Raw genomic sequence first — 19712 nt, forward strand, 5'->3', positions numbered from 1 at the left:
TATGGCTATTTCTAAGAAAATAAAAGATGAAATGCTCCAGCGGTTTCAGGATCAGTACGGCATCATGAAGCCGGCCCTGCATTATAATTCGCCTTTTGAACTGATGATTGCCGTCATCTTGTCGGCCCAGTGCACGGACGAACGGGTCAATATCGTGACCGCCGGCTTGTTCCCTGAATACAATACGCCCGATAAGATGCTGTCCCTCGGCCTCGACGGGCTGGAAGAAAAGATTCGGACCTGCGGCCTCTATCACAGCAAGGCCAAGAATATTCTGGCCAACTGTGCCATCCTCTGCGAAGACTATGGCGGCGAAGTGCCTCAGTCCTTTGAAGAATTGGTGAAACTGCCCGGCGTCGGCCGCAAGACGGCCAATGTCTTGGTCAGTGTCTTGTTCGACATTCCGGCCATTGCCGTCGATACCCATGTCTTCCGCGTATCCAATCGCCTTCAATTGGCCAAGGGCAAGACGCCCCTTGAAGTCGAGAAGGGGCTGCAGAAAGCCATTCCCAAGGAATGGTGGAGCCGGGCTCATCACTGGCTCATCTGGCACGGACGCCGGATCTGCAAGGCCCGAAAGCCCTTGTGTGACGATTGTTTCCTGGCCGATTTATGCCCGGGAAATCAAAATAAGCCGTCTAAAAAGTGATTTTGTTAAAAAGTTGTTGACAAACAGCGAAAAGTTTTATAAAATACTAGCAATACATAAAATTACATAACCGCAATATCCAGAGCAGCTGAGGGATGGGCCCGATGACGCTGCGGCAACCTGCCAATGGTAAGGTGCCAATTCCTACAGGCTATTCCTGAAAGATATGATGACGATTTGAGGCGCAGCTTGAAGGCAGCGCCTCTTTTTTATGTAGTTCGCACTTATTTTTATTATGGGGTTGGGGGGACTTTTTATGAATGATTCTTCGAGCAGACAGACGATTAAGAAACGGGATGTGGTGATCCTGGGATTTGCCTTCTTTGCGACCTATTTCGGCGCCGGCAATCTTATTTTTCCGCCGCACTTGGGCTTAAACAGCGGCAGTGATTTCTTGTCCGGCTTGGCCGGGTTGACCTTGTCCGGTATTTTTCTGCCGATTTTTACGCTCATCGTCATCGGACTCAACGGTGACGTCCATGCGATTACGGAAAAGGTCGGGAAATATACGTACCGCATTCTCTTGGCAGCGCTGATGCTGGTCTGCACCTTCGTTTCCATTCCGCGGACGGCGGCTACGGCCATCCAGCTCGGCGTTCAGGGCAATTTCCCGGCAGCACCGATGATTCCTTTGGTCGTCTTATATTTCCTGCTCTGCTACTTCTTCGTCGCCGATCCTCATAATGTCATGGACCGCATGGGTAAGTATCTGACGCCGGCTTTGGCCTTCATCTTGGTCGCTGTCGCCGTCGTGGGCGTCTTCTTTCCCTTGGGAACTCCGGCAGAACCGGCAGCCGATAATCCCTTTGTCAATGCCTTCCTCGGCGGCTACAATACGGGCGACGTCTTAGTCAGCTTCATCATGGCAGCCGTCTTCATCAGCTCCATTCACGGCAAGGGCTATACGGAAGTGGGCCAGCGCAATAAAGTCCTCATCTACTGCGGTATCGTATCTTTTATCTTACTGTTCGTCATTTACGGCAGCCTGCTCTACATGGGGGCCAGCGTCAGCCAATATTATCCTCAGACCGTCGGCCGGGCTGAGCTCTTGGTGGCCATCATCCACCGCATCGGCTCCTGGGTCATGATTCCCATGGGCATCGCTGTCGTCCTGGCCTGCCTGACGACGGCCATCGGCCAGATCGCCGCTGTTGCCGAATTTACCAGCACGACTGTCGGCAACCGCATCAGTTATAAACAGGCTGCCGTCGCCTGCTCGCTCCTGTCGGCGTTGACGGCCTTCCTCGGCGTCGACGGCATCGTTACCTATATCGGCTGGATCTTCGGCGTCGCCTATCCGCCGTGCCTGGCCCTGTTGGTCCTGGGCATCGTCGGGCCCTTGCTGCCCAATCAGGGGGGCTATAAGGGTGCCGTCTACTTGGTCACCCTCTTCGCCTGCCTGGAATCCCTGCCGGGACTGAGCGGTCTGGCCTTTGCGAAAGCCATCGTCGCCGCTGTTCCTTTGTCGGCCTATGGTTTCGGCTGGATCATTCCCTTTGTAGTCGGCCTTCTGGGCGGTTCGATCCTGGGGCATTTTACGTCGCCGTCGGAGGCGTTTGAAGTCGAAGCAAAATAACAGTAAAGGCATTGTACCAAGATTTTTCATAATACAATGCCTTTTTAGTTGCATAATAAAGAATTTCTATCTATAATGATAACATAATTCAAAACAAAGGAGGTTTTTTTCATGGAGTTGAAAAAGTTGTATATTGATGGCCAGTGGGTAGCCCCCTTGTCTGGTCAGTACATTGACGTACAAAATCCGGCGACGAAGGAAATCTACGCTACCGTTGCCGCTGCCGGTGCAGAAGATGTCGCTGCTGCCGCTGCTGCTGCAGCCAAAGCTTTTCCTGCATGGTCGGCAAGACCGATTGAAGAACGAATTGACCTTATGAAAAAGCTGCTGAAAGAGCTCATTCAGTTAGAACCCCAGATGGCTGATGCCGTCGTCAATGAGCTGGGCATACCGGTCTCCTTTGCCAAGACCAACCATATCGGCTATCAGCTCGTGCGGATTCAGTCCTACATCGATTTGGCACCGAAGCTGCCCTTAGTCGAAAAATTGCCTCAATCCGTTATCTACCGTCGTCCCTTAGGGGTCATCGGCTGCATCACGCCGTGGAACTATCCTTTGGGCCAGATTGTTCAAAAAGTCGTTCCGGCTCTCTTGGTCGGTGCAACCGTCGTCTTGAAGCCGAGCCAGCACACGCCGGTAACGGCCTATTATTTGGCGGACGCTATGGACCGCGTGGGCTTCCCGAAAGGTGTCTTCAATCTCCTGCCGGGCCGCGGAAGCCAGGTCGGCAACGCCATCTGCGACGATCCTAATATCGCCATGGTATCCTTTACGGGTTCGACGGCAGCCGGAATCAAAGTATCCCAGCGTGCCTTGGGTTCGCTGAAGCGCATCACTATGGAACTGGGCGGCAAGTCGCCGTTCATCCTCCTGCCGGGCGCTGACTATGAAAAAGCTGTCCGCATGTGCTTCAATTCGCTCCTGCTCAACAGCGGCCAGACCTGCTCGGCGCTGTCGCGTCTGATCATTCCTAAGGAAGACAAGGAAAAAATTGAACAGATCCTGGTCAAGGTCCTGCCGGAATACGTCGTCGGAGATCCGACCTTGGAAACGACAAAAATTGGTTCCGTTGCTTCGGAAGAACAGTGGAATATCGTCGATTCCTATATTGCCAAGGGCATCGAAGAAGGGGCTACGGTCCTGGCAGGCGGCCGGCCTGAACCGCCTGAAAAAGGCTACTTCATCAATCCGACCATCTTCACCGATGTGACCAAGGATATGACCATTGCTCAGAAGGAAATCTTCGGTCCTGTCCTCTGCGTCCTCACTTATGACAGTGTCGACCAAGCCTTGGAAATTGCCAACGCTACCCGATACGGCCTCAACGGCGCCGTCTGGGGTCCCAATAAGGAAGAAGCCAGCAAGGTTGCTGAAGGCATCTTGTCGGGCAACGTCTACGTCAACGACAGCCCGCGCGACGTCACGGCTCCCTTTGGCGGCTTTAAGGACAGCGGCATCGGCCGTGAAGGCGGCCAGGACGGGATGCTCGAATTTACGGAACCGCAGGCCATTTTTAACGCATAAACCATTATAGAGGAGTTATTTGATATGAATTTTGATGAACAAGCCATGAAGATCCGCCGAGGAAACCACGGCATTCTTGACACCTTTCCCCATGCCGTCTTGAAGACCAATGACGACCTCAGTGTTCTCTACACGCCGGGCGTTGCCCAGCCGTGCCGGGAGATCACCAAAGATCCGGATCTGTCCTTTGATCTGACCTGCCGGGGAAATATGATTGCCGTCGTATCGGACGGGACCCGCGTCCTCGGATTGGGGGATATCGGCCCGGAAGCAGCCATGCCGGTCATGGAAGGGAAATCCATCCTGTTCAAGGTCTTTGGCGGCGTCAATGCCGTTCCCATCTGCCTGGACACGAAGGATCCCAAGGAGTTCATCGAAACGGTCAAGCGGCTGCAGCCGTCTTTTGCCGGCATCAATTTGGAAGATATCTCCTCTCCTAAATGCTATGAAATCGAAGAAACGCTGAAGCGGGAGATGAATATCCCCGTCTTCCACGACGACCAGCACGGTACGGCCATCGCCGCCTTAGCCGGCGTCATCGGCGCCCTGCGCTATGTCAAGAAGGACCTCAAGACGGCCCGCATCGTCATCAACGGTGCCGGTGCTGCCGGTGCTTCCATCGGCCGCCTCTTGGTTCGTGCCGGTGCCGGCGACGTCACCATGGTCGACCGTCCGGGCATCCTCTATGCCGGCATGGAAGGCCTCAATCCCGTCCAGGCTGCGCTGGCAGAGGTGACCAATAAGGCGAAGAAGCAGGGGACCCTGGCCGATGCCGTTAAAGGCGCCGACCTGCTCCTCGGCGTTTCGGCTCCGCATATTTTCACCAAGGAGCTCATCGGATCCATGGCTTCCGATGCCGTCGTCTTTGCCATGGCCAACCCCATTCCCGAAACGGACTACGCGTCGGCCAAAGAAGCCGGTGCCAAAGTCGTCGGTACGGGTCGGTCCGATGCGCCGAACCAGATCAACAACGTCATGGTATTCCCGGGGATCTTCCGCGGGGCCATGGCCGTCCGGGCCCGCAGCATCAACGAAGACATGAAGCTGGCCGCAGCCTATGCCATTGCGTCCCTGGTTTCGGACGACGAACTGGCTGAAGACCACGTCATCCCCAATGCCTTCGACGAACGGGTAGCTCCGGCTGTGTCGGCAGCTGTCGCTAAAGCGGCTATGGACAGCGGCGTTGCCCGCATCAAGCGCGACCCTGAAGACATCCGCCGGGAAGCGGCTGAAACGATTGCCAAATTCCGCGCCGTGTCTGAATCGGTCAATGATAAATAAATACGTATGATAGTAAAATCCGTCCTTTGAGGCCCTGCCTTGGGGACGGATTTTTGCTTGTCGTGAGTTACTGTTTTGTCGAAGCGATTCACCTTTTATTGTCATGACAGTAGTATTGTCAAAATTCAGTCAATAGGGTATAATTGGTGTAAATAAAAAGTGATCGTCAGCCTTCGGGACTGGCGGATTGAACGGGACTTGTCCGAAGGGCGGTCCCGTTTCCCTGAAAGGATGAAAACCTGTGTACATTGAAGATGAGATAGCTGCCCTGAAAAAGGAAAAAGAGGCCATTATCCTCGCCCATTATTACGTTCCCGACGAGGTCCAGGCCTATGCCGACTACGTCGGTGATTCTTTCGGTTTGGCTAAGAAGGCCGTCGAAACGGAGGCCAAAGTCATCGTCTTTGCCGGCGTCGACTTTATGGGCGAGAGCGCCAAGATGCTCAATCCCGACAAGAAAGTCCTCATGCCCGATGCCACGGCGACCTGTCCCATGGCCCACATGGCCGACACGGCGACCATTGAAAAGGCCCGGGCTCAGTACGACGATTTGGCCGTCGTCTGTTACGTCAATTCGACGGCTGCCGTAAAGGCTGCGTCCGACGTCTGCGTCACGTCGTCCAATGCCGTCAAGATCGTGAAGAAACTTCCGCAGAAGAATATCTTTTTTACGCCCGATAAAAATCTGGGCCACTACGTTTCGACTCAGGTGCCGGACAAGCATTTCATTCTCAACCAGGGCTTTTGTCCCCGCCACGATACGGTCGATCCGGACTACGTAAAGAAAGTACAGGCCGCTCATCCCAAGGCCTTGTTCCTGGCCCATCCCGAATGCCGCAAAGAGGTTCTGGCCCTGGCCGATTACGTCGGCAGCACGTCGGGCATCATCGACTACGCCGGCTCGTCAGACGCCAAGGAATTCATCATCGGCACCGAAGGAGGCGTCTTTTATGAGTTGGAAACGCGCAACCCCGACAAGGTTTTTTATCCGGCCATGGAAGAGGCGTACTGCATCAATATGAAGAAGGTAACCTTGGAAAAGGTCCGCGACTGCCTTCGTGACGAGACCAACGAAGTCTTTGTCGATTCCAAGATTGCAGGTCAGGCCGTTCGCGCTTTGGAACGGATGCTGGCCTTAGCTGAATAGAAGAAGGTAGATGTCATGGAAACAGAAAAAACAGATGTTGTCATCGTCGGTACCGGCGCCAGCGGCCTCTTTGCCGCCCTCCACGTACCCCGTGACAAAAAGGTCCTCATGATTACGAAAGATGACGTGGAAAACAGCGATTCCTTCCTGGCTCAGGGCGGAATCTGCGTCCTCCACGATGCCAATGATTACGACAGCTTTATGGAAGATACCCTGCGGGCCGGCCACTATGAAAATCGCCGCGAATCGGTGGACATCATGATTCGCTCGTCGCGGCGCATCATCGACGAACTGGTCGGCTACGGCGTTGACTTTGCCCGAAAGGCCGACGGTTCTTTCGACTATACCCGCGAAGGCTGTCATTCCCGGCCGCGGATACTCTTTCATAAGGATATTACAGGGAAGGAAATCACCAGCCGTCTCTTGGCCGCCGTTCGGAAACTGCCCAACGTGACCATCTGCGACTACACGACTATGGTCGACATCGTAACTGACGGCAATACCTGTCTCGGCATTTTGGTTCGCGACCGTGAAGGGGCCTACCGGGCCATTGAAGCCGGCAATACGATTTTGGCCAGCGGCGGTATCGGCGGCCTTTACGACCACTCGACGAATTTCCCGCACCTTACAGGCGATGCTTTGGCCATTGCCCTGCGCCACGGCGTGGCCTTGGAAAATATCGATTACGTCCAGATTCACCCGACGTCCCTCTATTCGTCCCGTCCGGGCCGGAGTTTCCTCATCTCCGAATCGGTCCGCGGCGAAGGGGCTAAACTGCGGGGCAAAGACGGCCGGCGCTTTGCCAATGAAGTCCTGCCTCGGGATTTGATGACGGCAGCCATTCGCAAGCAGATGGAAAAGGATCAGACGCCCTTCGTCTGGCTGGATATGACCGGTCTCGGCAAGGACGTCATCGAATGTCATTTCCCCAATATTTATGAACGCTGCCTGGAAGACGGCATCGATGCCACCGTCGACTGGGTCCCGGTTACGCCGGCTCAGCACTACTTCATGGGCGGCATCCACGTCGACGGCCACAGCCGGACGACGATGGAACACCTTTACGCCGTCGGCGAAACGAGCTGCAACGGCGTTCACGGCCGCAACCGATTGGCCAGCAATTCTCTCTTGGAAAGCCTGGTCTTCGGCAAACGGGCGGCCCTTCACCTGTCGGAAGGGGAGGGGGCAGACGACCACGGCGCCTTCAGCCGTGCCGCTGTCAAGGCTGCGGATTACATCTGCCGCAACGAAGCCGTCCTGGCCGAATCGTATCGGCAGTCGATCTTAGGGGAAATGGAAAGGGAGAAAAAGAGTCATGAACAAAGTAACCATGAAATTGCAGGCTGATCCCTTGATCTTACAGGCCCTGCAGGAAGATATTACCAGCGAAGACGTGACGACCAACGCCATCCTGCCCGAAGACGGAATGGGGCAGGCCGAACTCCTGGCCAAGGCCGACGGCGTCATTGCCGGCCTTTCTGTCTTCGCCCGGGCCTTCACGCTCTTAGATGAAGAGGTTCAGGTTCATTTTACCGTGAAAGACGGCGACACGGTTCACAAGGGCCAGAAGCTGGCCGACGTGACGGGCAGCATGCGTTCCATCTTATCGGCCGAACGGGTAGGCCTCAACTATTTGCAGCGCATGAGCGGCATCGCCACCTACACCCGGCAGATTGCGAAACTCTTGGAAGGCAGCAGCATTAAACTGGTCGACACGCGCAAGACGACGCCTAATATGCGGGTCTTTGAAAAGTATGCCGTCACTGTCGGCGGCGGGGGCAACCATCGTTATAACCTGTCTGACGGCATCCTCTTGAAGGACAATCACATCGGCGCTGCCGGCGGCGTCAAGAGAGCCATTGCCATGGCTAAGGCCTATGCGCCCTTCGTCCGCAAGATCGAAGTGGAAACGGAGACCCTGGACATGGTCCGCGAAGCCGTCGAAGCCGGTGCCGACATCATCATGCTGGACAATATGAGCCACGATATGATGAAGGAAGCCGTGGCCCTCATCGCCGGCCGGGCTGAAACGGAATGCTCGGGCAATGTGACCAAGGAAAATATTGCGGCCCTGGCCGATATCGGCGTCGACTATATTTCCAGCGGAGCCCTGACTCATTCTGCGCCCATCCTCGATTTATCCCTTAAAAATCTGCGTCCCCTTTAGTTCGATCGCCTTTCTTTTTCGGACTGAAATGATGAGAAAAAATAATAGAACACGTGTTTGACAAAAGGCCTCTGGATTTCTATACTAGTAAATAACAGTGTAGAAAGAAAGAGGCTTATTGTCATATGAATATAAAAGAAGAAAATTGGAGTTCTTTACTGCTCGACTGGTTTGACGTCCATGGGAGAGAACTGCCCTGGCGCGATGAATCGCCGCGGGACCCTTACAAGGTCTGGGTGTCGGAAATCATGCTGCAGCAGACGAAGGTAGAAACGGTCCGTCCCTATTACGACAGCTGGATGGAACGGTTCCCCAATATCAAGAGTCTGGCCTCGGCTTCGCAGGACGATGTACTGCGCCAGTGGCAGGGCCTCGGTTATTATTCCCGGGCCCGAAATCTTCATGAAGCCGTTCAGGAAGTACAGGCAAAATATGGCGGCCGCGTACCGGATACGAAGAAGGAAGTACGGGCTTTGAAAGGCGTTGGTGATTATACTGCCGGCGCTATTTTAAGCTTAGCCTACGGGAAGAAGGAAGCCGCTGTCGACGGCAACGTCCTGCGTATTTTTGCCCGCCTTTACGATATTGAAGAAAACGTCTTGTCGACGGCGGTCAAGAAGAAAGTGGCTGCATTGGTCGAAGGCCAACTGCCTGACGGCCGGGCCGGCGCCTTCAACGAAGCCCTCATGGATTTGGGGGCCACGATCTGCATTCCCAAGCATCCCCGCTGTGAAGACTGCCCCTTAGAAGGCATCTGCCTGGCTCATGCCGAGGGCAGGGAAGGCGATCTGCCTCGGAGGGAGGTCAAGAAAAAAGCGCCTGTCGAAAAGATTACCGTCGTCGTTCCTCGTCACGGGACGAAGTGGCTCGTCCATCGCCGGCCGCCCAAGGGCCTTCTGGCCTCGATGTGGGAATTCCCCAATGCGCCGGGAACGGGGCAGGACGGCATTGAAGCCGTTCGCAGCCTGCTGGCCGAAAAGGGCCTCACCGTTTCTGTCGACGACAGTCCGGCCGGGACGCTGAAAAGCATTTTTTCTCATAAGGTCTGGCAGCTCACCGTCTATGAAGGCGAGCTGACCGACGGAAATATCAAAGAAGAGGAGAACTGGCAGTGGATTGACCGCAGCGACTACGATGCCCTGCCTTGGGCCGGCCCGCACGGCAAGATCACGGCTATGGTATAAGCTATGAAGGGAACTTTTTTAATCACGTTCATGATCTTTGCGTCCTGCGTCTGTGTCCTGGCGTCGCTTTTGTGGGACTACGTCTTCCGCTCAGGTCACCGCAAGGCTTTGCTCTTAGGGTCGCTGGTGCTGACCATCCTGTCGGCTGCCGGCCTCAATTACTATGAAAATGCCTTTCCCGGCCTGGTCTTGTCCGGCTGGGACGGCTTATACGACTGGAAAGGGATAGCCGCCCTCATTTGGCTGCTGGCCTTTTTCTTGGCCCTGCCCTGTCTCATCGTCGTTGCCCTGGCCACGGCGGTCCACCGCTTTTGGCATCGCAAGGATGTGCCGGCTCCCAGGGGGATGACTCGGCGGACCTTCGTCAAGGGCCTGGCTGCCGTCATTCCGGCCGCTGCCTTTGCGACCAGCGGTGCCGGCAATATCCTCGGCGAAAGCGACTTGGATACGACGTATCACGTCTTAACTTACAAAAATTTGCCGGATTATCTCGACGGCTATAAAATCGGTCAGCTCTCAGATTTGCACATGGGGCTCTTTTTTAGTCCCCGGCGCCTTCAGGAATCGATCGACGCCGTTGCCGAAAAAGGTGTGAACCGGCTGGAACTTACGGGCGATCTCATCGATGAGATCGTCCTTCTGCCCAAAGCCAGGGATATCATTGCCGCCAATGCTCACCGCTTTCCCGACGGCATCGATTTCTGCTACGGCAATCACGAATATTACCGCAGTTTTTCGGCCATTACGGCCATGCTCGAAGATACGCCGGTCCGCATCCTGCGCAATGCGTCCTTTGAAGCCAGCCCCGGCTACGGCCAAGGATTGAAGGGGAGGCGGGGCAGCGACGGCCGGCCCTTCTACATTGCCGGTACGGACTACAGTTTTGCCCAAGGGGAAGAAGCCTTTGCCAAACAGCGGGAGGATTACGTCAGCCAGACCTTGGACGGCGTCCCCGACGATGCCTTCGTCGTCATGCTGGCCCACCATTCGGCCTTCATCGACGAAGCTTTTGAACGGCAGATTCCCTTGACCTTGTGCGGCCATACCCACGGGGCTCAGTTTGCCCCCATCGGCCCCTTGGTCACGGCTGTCGGCTTTAAATACCTGCGCGGTATGTTCCGTAAGGGAGAAAGCCGGGGCTACGTCAACCGCGGTACCGGCCACTGGCTGCCTTTCCGCGTCCTTTGTTCCCGCGAAGCCAGTGTCTTTGAATTACGAAAACAAGCATAGAGGATGATATAGATTATGATGATCAACGCAGCAGTGCTCCATATTTTTGATTTCAATACCAACGTCTGCATCGTGTCGCAAAAGGCCCTCGATTTCAGCAGCGACGTCGTCTATGAATACGTCAATAAAAGGCTGAGCCGGATCCTCGGCGATGCGTCCCAACAGACGGGCGTCTTCTATGCCACCAGTGCCTTTCAGCCCAAGCTCCAGGCCTTAATAGACGGCAGCCTGACCTTTGACGAACTGGCGGCCGACACGGCACGCAGCCTCTATCAGCTCGTAGCTCACTGCGATGAGCCCGAGTCGACGGACCTCTTGGTCATCGACTTTCAGGATGACGACGACGTCCGCAATATCGCCGTCCTCATGCTGGACAATAAGACGGCCTATACCCATCAGATCCTCGACGACGAAGGGACGGTCTACAACAAGCTCATCAAGCATTACGCCATCCTGCCCGGTATGGCCCAGAAGGCCGAAGCCTATGCCCTCATCCGGCTCAGTGACTTTTCCATTCACTTCGTCGACAAGAAGCGCAAGATGGACGGCGAAGATGTCTACCTCCTGCCGGACCGCCTGCTCCAATGCACGTCGGTCATTTCCAGTAAGGAAGCCGTCAAGGTCATCAGCAAGATCGCCGAAAAAGTCGCCGAAGATCATGGTGCCAGCACGGTCGAAGCCCTGTCTAAGACCAAGAGTTATTTAGTGGAAAATGCAGAAAAAGCCGACTCCTTCTCGCCGCAGGAAGTAGGGGCCGACGTCTTCGGCAGCTCGCCGGCCATGGCTCAGGAATTTCAGCAGCAAGTAGCTGAAGCCAAACTGCCCGACGTCGTCGCTATCGAAAAGGAATATGCGCAAAAGGCCGGCCGCAGCCATAAGATCAAGACCGATACGGGCATTGAAATTACCTTCCCGTCAGAATACATCGAAAATACCGATTTTATCCGCTTCATCAACAATCCCGACGGAACCCTGTCCATCGAATTGAAGAACATCGGAAAGATCGTCAATAAATAATCCCTTTATTTTGTCCCCAGGGACAACTGCAAAGAGGTGGCCCTTATGGATATGTCTCATTACAATAAAGATTACGATACGTCCCATCCGTTCCGCGTCGTCGCACCCTATGCGCCCATGGGCGACCAGCCGGAAGCCATTGAATCCCTGGCCGACGGCATCGAGTCCGGCCAGTGGGCTCAGGTCCTCTTGGGGGCAACGGGGACCGGCAAGACCTTTACCATGGCCAAGCTCATCGAAAAGGTACAGAAACCGACCTTGGTCATCGCCCACAACAAGACCCTGGCAGCCCAGCTGTGCAGCGAATTCAAGGCCTTCTTCCCGGACAACGAAGTCGGCTATTTCGTCAGTTATTACGATTTTTACCAGCCTGAAGCTTACATTGCTTCGACCGATACCTATATTGAAAAGGATGCGTCCATCAACGATGAAATCGATAAACTGCGCCACTCGGCGACGATGAGCCTCTTTGAACGGCGCGACGTCATCATCGTGGCCTCCGTGTCCTGCATCTACGGCCTCGGTGACCCTGAAGACTACAGCGAACTCGTCGTCTCCCTGCGCCTGGGACAGGAAAAGACGCAGGAAGAAATCTTGAGGAAGCTGGTCGACATCCAATACAACCGCAACGACATGAATCTCGACCGCGGGACTTTCCGCGTCCACGGCGATACGATCGAAGTCTTTCCGGCGGCCTTCGACAAATCCATCATCCGCATCGAAATGTTCGGCGATGAAATCGACCGCCTGACTGAAGTCGACGTCCTGACCGGCGAAGTCATTGCTGAGCGCAAGCACGTCGCCATCTATCCGGCCAGCCATTACGTCACGACCAAGGCCAAGATGGAACGGGCCTTGGGGACCATTCGTCAGGAATTGGACGAACGGCTCAAGGAGCTGAAAGACGGGGAACACCTCTTGGAAGCTCAGCGCCTCGAACAGCGGACGCGGTACGACATGGAAATGATGGAAGAAATGGGCTACTGCTCAGGCATCGAAAACTATTCCCGCCACCTGGCAGGCCGTAAAGCCGGTCAGGCGCCGTACACCCTCCTCGATTATTTCCCCGACGACTTTTTGATCCTCGTCGACGAATCCCACGTCACCCTGCCTCAGCTGCGGGCCATGTACGCCGGCGACCGGTCGCGGAAGGAAAGCCTCATCGAATACGGCTTCCGTCTGCCGTCGGCCCTCGACAACCGGCCTCTGCAGTTCGACGAATTTGTCGAACGGATCAATCAGATCGTCTACGTCAGCGCTACGCCCGGCCCGTATGAAATGGACGTCGAAACCAATCTGGCCCAGCAGATCATCCGGCCGACGGGCCTTCTCGACCCCAAGGTCGAAGTCCGTCCCATCGAAGGGCAGATGGATGACCTCTTAGGGGAAATCCGCCAGCGGACCGACAAGGACGAACGGGTTTTGGTCACGACGTTGACCAAGAAGATGGCCGAAGATTTGACGGACTACCTGAAGGAAATGGGCGTCCGCGTCCGCTACCTCCATTCGGATATTGCCACTATCGAACGGGCCGACATCATCCGCGACCTGCGGGTCGGCGAATTCGACGTCCTGGTCGGCATCAACCTCCTGCGCGAAGGCCTGGACATGCCGGAAGTCTCTCTCGTCGCCATCCTCGACGCCGATAAAGAGGGATTCCTGCGTTCCGATACGTCCCTCATCCAGACCATGGGCCGGGCGGCGCGAAACGTCGGCGGCACGGTCATCATGTATGCCGATAAGATTACCGATTCCATGGCCCGGGCTATGGATGAAACCCGGCGCCGCCGTGAAATTCAGGATGCCTATAATAAACAGCACCATATTACGCCGAAATCGGTCAAAAAAGACGTGGTCAACCTCATCGAATTGACGAAAGTCTCCGAAGATGATGCCAACTACGGCAGCAAACGAGGCGGCAAGGGCAAGGCTATGACCCGCGAAGCCTTGAATAAGGTCATTAAGACCATGACATTGCAGATGAAGGAAGCGTCGAAGCGGCTGGAATTTGAAAAGGCAGCCGAATTGCGCGACCGCTTAGGGCAGCTGCGCCAACAGTTGGCCGACATGAGCCACGACGACACCCTGCCGAAAGAAATGGACGGCGAAGATATGCCGAGCCGCCGCTACCAGCGAAAAATCAAGCGGCCCGATGCCAGGAAGAAGCGCTAGGCAGCCGCGGCATGAAGATACAGGAAGGAGTTAACCTTGCAAGATAAATATATCGTCATCAAAGGTGCCCGCCAGCACAATTTAAAAAACATCGACGTCAAGATTCCCCGGGACAAGCTCGTCGTCTTTACGGGCCTGTCGGGATCGGGCAAATCGTCCCTGGCTTTCGATACCATCTATGCCGAAGGACAGCGGCGCTACGTGGAATCCCTGTCGGCCTATGCCCGCCAGTTTTTGGGCCAGATGGACAAGCCCGACGTCGACTATATCGAAGGCCTGTCGCCGGCCATTTCCATCGACCAGAAGACGACCAGCCGCAATCCCCGGTCGACGGTCGGCACGGTTACGGAAATCTACGACTACCTGCGCCTGCTCTACGCCCGCGTCGGCGATGCCTTTTGTCCGCACTGCGGCAAGCCCATCCGCCAGCAGACCATCGAGCAGATGGCCGATGCCGTCATGGCCCTCGGTGAAGGGGAGAAGGTCATGGTCATGGGCCCTGTCGTCGACGGCCGCAAGGGGACTCACCAGAAACTCCTGGCCAGGCTCATTAAAGACGGCTATACCCGGGTCCGCGTCGACGGAGAAGTCTATCTCCTGTCCGACGACATCCCCTTGGATAAAAATAAGAAGCATACCATCGACGTCATCGTCGACCGACTGGTCATCAAGGACAGCATCCTCATGCGCCTGACGGACTCCTTGGAAACGGCAGCCAAACTGGCCGAAGGCATCGTCCACATCTTCCGCATGGGAACTAAAGAGGTGCTGACCTTCAGCCAGCATTTTGCCTGCCCGGACTGCCACATCAGCCTGCCGGAAATCGAGCCCCATCTCTTTTCCTTCAACAGCCCCTTCGGCGCCTGCCCGGACTGCTCAGGCATCGGCAGCACGATGGAAGTCGACACCCGCCTGGTCCTGCCGGACAAGAAGAAATCCTTTGCCGACGGGGCCATTGCCGCCCTCAGCAGCAATCCCGATTCGTGGTTCATGCGCCAGCTCGGCGGCCTCTTGAAGCCCTACGGCTTTACCTTGGACAATAGTTACGACGATTTGCCGGAAGACCTTCAGGATAAATTGATGAATGGTTCCGATGACAACTGCGTCTTTGAATATGAAAACCTGCGGGGCGAAGTGAAGACCTTTTCGACGCCCTTTGAAGGCGTCCTGCCCATGGTCCGCCGCCGCTACCGCGAAGCCTCTTCGGACATGATGCGCGATCAGTTTGCCCAGTTCATGACGGTCAAGCCCTGCTCGACTTGTCACGGCACGCGCCTGCGCCACGAAGCCCTGGCTATTAAGATCGGCGGCCTCAACATTGCCGAGCTGACCGATTTGCCTATCCGCGATATGATCCCCTTCTTCAATAATTTGAAGCTGACGGAAAAACAGCAGCTCATCGGCCAGCAGGTCTTTAAAGAAATCAGGGCCCGTCTGGAATTCCTTCAGACTGTCGGCCTCGATTACCTGACCTTGTCGCGGACGGCAGGGACTCTGTCCGGCGGCGAAGCTCAGCGCATCCGCCTGGCGACTCAGATCGGTTCGGGTCTGGTCGGCGTCCTTTACATCCTCGATGAACCGTCCATCGGCCTCCATCAACGGGATAATGACAAGCTCCTCGACGCCCTGCGCAACCTGCGCGACCTGGGCAATACCCTCATCGTCGTCGAACACGATGACGACACCATGCGGGCTGCCGACTACATCATCGATATCGGTCCCGAAGCGGGGGAACACGGCGGCACCATCGTCGCCCAAGGGACGGCCAAAGACATCATGGCCTGCCCCGAATCCCTGACCGGCCAGTATCTGAAGGGGACGAAATATATTCCCATCCCGGAAGAACGGCGAAAGGGCAACGGTACGGCCATCAAGATCATCGGGGCTGCTGAACACAATTTGAAGAACGTCGACGTTTCCATTCCTATCGGGACCTTGACCGTCGTCACCGGCGTTTCCGGGTCGGGCAAGTCGACCCTGGTCAATGAAATCCTCTATAAGGCCATGGCTGAAGCCGTCTACGGCACGCCCCACCGGCCGGGAAAATTCAAGGACCTCCAAGGCGTGGAATTCATCGACAAGATCATCAACATCGACCAGTCGCCTATCGGTCGGACGCCGCGGTCCAACCCGGCGACGTACACCGGCGTCTTCGATGCCATCCGCCAGCTCTACAGCCAGACGTCAGAAGCCAAGGTCCGGGGCTACAAGGCCGGCCGCTTCAGCTTCAACATCAAGGGCGGCCGCTGTGAAGCCTGCAAGGGCGACGGCATCATCCGCATTGAAATGAACTTCCTGCCCGACGTCTACGTGCCCTGCGAAGTCTGCCACGGCGCCCGTTATAATCGGGAGACACTGGAAGTAAAATACAAGGGCAAGACCATTTCCGACGTCCTCAACATGACCGTCGACGATGCCTGCAAGTTCTTTGAAAACCAGCCGCGCATCGTCAATAAGATGACCACCCTCCAGCAGGTCGGCCTGGGCTATATCCGCCTGGGCCAGCCGGCGACGACCCTCTCCGGCGGCGAAGCCCAGCGGGTCAAATTGGCCACGGAATTATCGAAGCGCAGCACCGGCCGGACCCTGTACATCCTCGACGAACCGACGACGGGCCTCCATGCTGCCGATATCCACAAGCTGATGGACGTCCTGCAGATGCTCGTCGACGGCGGCGATACGGTCGTCGTTATCGAACACAACTTAGACGTCATCAAGACGGCAGACTACCTCATCGACCTCGGCCCGGAAGGCGGCGACGGCGGCGGTACCGTCGTGGCCACGGGGACGCCGGAAGACATTTGTAAGGTACCGGCATCCTATACGGGTCAGTTCCTGAAACCGGTCCTGGAACGGACGAGAGCCTTCATGGAACAGGGAGAAAGGGGGTAAGTCATGGCTGTCAGTGAAGCCGTACGCAAGAAAGTACAGAACCTGCCCGGTCAGCCCGGTGTCTATCTGTGGAAGGATGAGGCCGGCAAGATCATCTACGTCGGCAAGGCCGTCAACCTCCGTAACCGCGTGACCAGCTACATCCGCCACGACGTTAACCGTTCGCCCAAGGTCGCGGCCATGATCAGCCATGCCGTCGACCTGGAGACCATCGTCGTCGCCACCGAGATGGAAGCCCTCATCTTAGAAAACAACCTCATCAAGAAGCACCATCCCCGCTACAACATCATGCTCCGCGACGACAAGACCTATCCCTATATCAAGGTCACCGTTCAGGAAGACTACCCGCGGATCTTCATGACCCGCCGGGTCAGCCGCGACGGCGCCCGTTACTTCGGCCCCTTTGCCGATTCGACGGCCGTCCACCGGGTCCTGAAGCTGATGCAGCGGGCCTACCGCATCCGCTCGTGCCGGGTCATGCCAAGTGACCGGCCCTGCCTGCAGTACCACCTGCACCACTGCGACGCGCCTTGCGTCCATTACATTACCAAGGCCGACTACAACGCCAGCGTCGACCAGGCCGTAGCCGTCCTCGAAGGCAGGGACAACGGCATCGTCCGGACCCTGCAGGATAAAATGGCTGCCGCTGCCGAAGCCATGGAATTTGAAAAGGCCGCCATGTACCGTGACCAATTGAAGGCCGTCGCCGTCATTCAGGAACAGCAGAACATCGTCAACACCGACGGCGGCGACATGGACGTCATCGGCCTGGCCCGTCAGGCCGGTCAGACCTGCGTCCAGATTTACACCGTCCGCCTGGGGAAACTCATGGGCCGGGAGACCTTCTCCCTGGACAACAGCAGCGACGAAGAAGAAGGAGCCCTGATGAATGCCGTCCTCGACCAGTATTACAGCGACGGCACCTTTGTTCCCACTGAAATCGTCGTTCCGGCCATAGAAGACCGGGAAAGCTGCGAACGCCGCCTGAGCGAGCAGAAGGGAAAGAAAGTCACCGTCGCCGTCCCCCAGCGGGGAACGAAGAAACAACTCCTGACCATGGCCTGCGAAAACGCCGCCGCCCTCTTAGAGCAGAAGCGCCTCCAGTGGCAGCACGACGTCGACAAGACGACGGGAGCCGTCGAAGGCTTGGCGCGGATCCTCAATCTGCCCTATCTGCCCGAACGGATGGAGTGCTTCGATATTTCCCATACCCAGGGGATCGAAACCGTGGCCTCCATGGTCGTCTTTGAACACGGCCAGCCGGCCAAGAAGGAATACCGCCGCTTTAAATTGAAGACCGTTCAGGGGAAACCGGACGACTTCAAGTCCATGGCCGAAATCATGGGACGGCGCTACGGCGAAAAAGACTGGCCCGTACCGGATCTGATCATCATCGACGGCGGCAAGGGCCAGCTCCATGCGGCTCTGCCCATCATCCGCGACGCCGGCTGTGAAGCACCGGTCATCAGCCTGGCCAAGCGCATCGAAGAAGTCTTCGTCGAAGGCAGCAGCGAATCGATCATCCTCAGCCACCATACGCCGGAACTGCAGCTCCTCCAATCGATCCGCGACGAAGCCCACCGCTTCGCCATTACCTATCATCGAAACCTTCGGGGCAAGCGCAGTCTGGTGTCGGTCCTGGACCACGTCGAAGGCATCGGTCCCAAGCGGCGCAAAGCCCTTTGGACGGCCTTCAAGACTTTGGCCGATATGAAGGCGGCGTCTATCGAAGAACTGGCTGCCGTGCCGGGCATGAACCGCCAGGCTGCCGAAAATATTTACTACTTCTTCCGATTAGAGAACGACGAAAAGCGGAAAATCGTCCAGTAAATATGGTATAATAAAGAAAATGAGAAGGAGGGTTCCTTTTATGATAAACAAGAAAATGCTCACCCTTTTGTGCGGTGCCTGGCTCATGGGAGCTGTCGCCATGGCGGCTTCGCCGGCAGTCATTGAAAATGCGCCTAAGGCCCTGTATGCCCACGATGACGGCAGTGTCCTGACCATCCAGTATCCGACCGTTGCCATCGAAGGCAATGCCGGAGCTGCTGCAGCCATCGCTCAGTATTTTGCCGATGAACAGGAACAGGCCAAGGCCTTCTTTGCCCAGCAGGGGACGAAGGGCGTCAAAGTGACGGAAGAAAAGTATTACACCGTGACCTTAAACGACGGCAAGTACCTGTCTTTCCTCGATGAAGGCTACCTCTATTTCGACCGGGCCGCCCATCCGACGAGCTGGAAGACGGGCGTCGTCTTCGACATGACCACGGGCCGGCGCATTACGGACTGGCGCGAACTGGTCAAACCGGGCGACGAAAAAGCCTTTACCCTTCAGAAAATCACGAATAAACTGACGTCCAGCGGCTACGTCCTGTCGACGTATTTCAACGGTCTGACGGAAAATCCCAAGAACTTCTACCTCGATAAGAAGGGCAATATCCACTTCATCTTCGGCCAGTATGAAGTAGCTCCATACTCGTCGGGCATTATCGATATTAATATGGGAAAACGGGCAAAATAATCTTGCATTTTTTAAGACAATATGATATTATGGATGTGTAAAAAATAATTAATAAGTATTATTTATTAATACGTCAATCAGGAGGGAAAGATTATGGATAAGTACGAATGCACAATCTGCGGCTACATTTATGATGAAGCTGAAGGCGACGCTGATAACGGTATCGCTGCTGGCACGAAATTTGCTGATCTTCCGGAAGATTGGGTATGTCCGACCTGCGGTGCTGACAAAGGTTCCTTCACGAAGATGGACTAATGCAGCCATGAAAGCTGTCGCTTATGCGGCAGCTTTTTTTTATTGGCGCCGAATAGGCATGATAAAACCCCCAGTTACACTGGGGGTAAGTAAATTT

General features: G+C 55.8%; 15 protein-coding genes and 1 riboswitch. All 15 genes read left to right on the forward strand.

What is annotated here, in order from left to right; genetic code table 11:
- The first annotated feature begins 1 nt into the window (after position 1).
- Positions 2-649, forward strand: a complete 648-nt coding sequence (nth, locus tag QZQ46_RS08205; protein ID WP_296828743.1) for an endonuclease III — start codon at positions 2-4, stop codon at positions 647-649.
- 72 nt (positions 650-721) lie between these two features.
- Positions 722-820, forward strand: a riboswitch (SAM riboswitch).
- An 85-nt stretch (positions 821-905) separates the two neighbouring features.
- Complete coding sequence (locus QZQ46_RS08210; protein WP_296828745.1) at positions 906-2225, forward strand: branched-chain amino acid transport system II carrier protein; 1320 nt, start codon at positions 906-908, stop codon at positions 2223-2225.
- A 111-nt stretch (positions 2226-2336) separates the two neighbouring features.
- Positions 2337-3749, forward strand: a complete 1413-nt coding sequence (locus QZQ46_RS08215; protein ID WP_296828747.1) for an aldehyde dehydrogenase family protein — start codon at positions 2337-2339, stop codon at positions 3747-3749.
- 24 nt (positions 3750-3773) lie between these two features.
- Positions 3774-5030: an NADP-dependent malic enzyme gene (locus tag QZQ46_RS08220; RefSeq protein WP_296828748.1), complete on the forward strand. Its 1257-nt coding sequence runs from the start codon at positions 3774-3776 to the stop codon at positions 5028-5030.
- 241 nt (positions 5031-5271) lie between these two features.
- Positions 5272-6177, forward strand: a complete 906-nt coding sequence (gene nadA, locus QZQ46_RS08225) for a quinolinate synthase NadA (RefSeq protein ID WP_296828750.1) — start codon at positions 5272-5274, stop codon at positions 6175-6177.
- A gap of 15 nt (positions 6178-6192) precedes the next feature.
- Entirely contained in the window at positions 6193-7524 is a 1332-nt protein-coding gene (locus tag QZQ46_RS08230; RefSeq protein WP_296828752.1) for an L-aspartate oxidase, read from the forward strand.
- Positions 7493-8344, forward strand: coding sequence for a carboxylating nicotinate-nucleotide diphosphorylase (nadC, locus tag QZQ46_RS08235; protein ID WP_296828754.1), 852 nt, complete (start codon positions 7493-7495; stop codon positions 8342-8344). The genes QZQ46_RS08230 and nadC overlap by 32 nt, the downstream gene beginning before the upstream one ends.
- A gap of 125 nt (positions 8345-8469) precedes the next feature.
- Entirely contained in the window at positions 8470-9528 is a 1059-nt protein-coding gene (gene mutY / locus QZQ46_RS08240) for an A/G-specific adenine glycosylase (protein ID WP_296828756.1), read from the forward strand.
- Positions 9529-9531: 3 nt separating this feature from the next.
- Entirely contained in the window at positions 9532-10758 is a 1227-nt protein-coding gene (locus QZQ46_RS08245; RefSeq protein WP_296828758.1) for a metallophosphoesterase, read from the forward strand.
- A 15-nt stretch (positions 10759-10773) separates the two neighbouring features.
- Entirely contained in the window at positions 10774-11775 is a 1002-nt protein-coding gene (locus tag QZQ46_RS08250; RefSeq protein WP_296828761.1) for a nucleoid-associated protein, read from the forward strand.
- Between the two features lie 51 nt (positions 11776-11826).
- Positions 11827-13947 (forward strand): excinuclease ABC subunit UvrB, encoded by a 2121-nt coding sequence (uvrB, locus tag QZQ46_RS08255; RefSeq protein ID WP_296828770.1) that lies wholly within the window; start codon positions 11827-11829, stop codon positions 13945-13947.
- Positions 13948-13983: 36 nt separating this feature from the next.
- Entirely contained in the window at positions 13984-16839 is a 2856-nt protein-coding gene (gene uvrA, locus QZQ46_RS08260) for an excinuclease ABC subunit UvrA (RefSeq protein ID WP_296828763.1), read from the forward strand.
- A 3-nt stretch (positions 16840-16842) separates the two neighbouring features.
- Complete coding sequence (gene uvrC, locus QZQ46_RS08265; protein ID WP_296828765.1) at positions 16843-18669, forward strand: excinuclease ABC subunit UvrC; 1827 nt, start codon at positions 16843-16845, stop codon at positions 18667-18669.
- A gap of 40 nt (positions 18670-18709) precedes the next feature.
- Complete coding sequence (locus QZQ46_RS08270; protein ID WP_296828766.1) at positions 18710-19360, forward strand: RsiV family protein; 651 nt, start codon at positions 18710-18712, stop codon at positions 19358-19360.
- A gap of 93 nt (positions 19361-19453) precedes the next feature.
- The gene (gene rd, locus QZQ46_RS08275; RefSeq protein WP_044503013.1) at positions 19454-19615 is read left to right on the forward strand and encodes a rubredoxin; all 162 of its coding nucleotides are present in this window, start codon (positions 19454-19456) and stop codon (positions 19613-19615) included.
- The last annotated feature ends 97 nt before the right edge of the window (positions 19616-19712 follow it).

Origin of the sequence: uncultured Megasphaera sp. (assembly GCF_900539295.1) — a bacterium.
GTDB lineage: Bacteria > Bacillota > Negativicutes > Veillonellales > Megasphaeraceae > Megasphaera.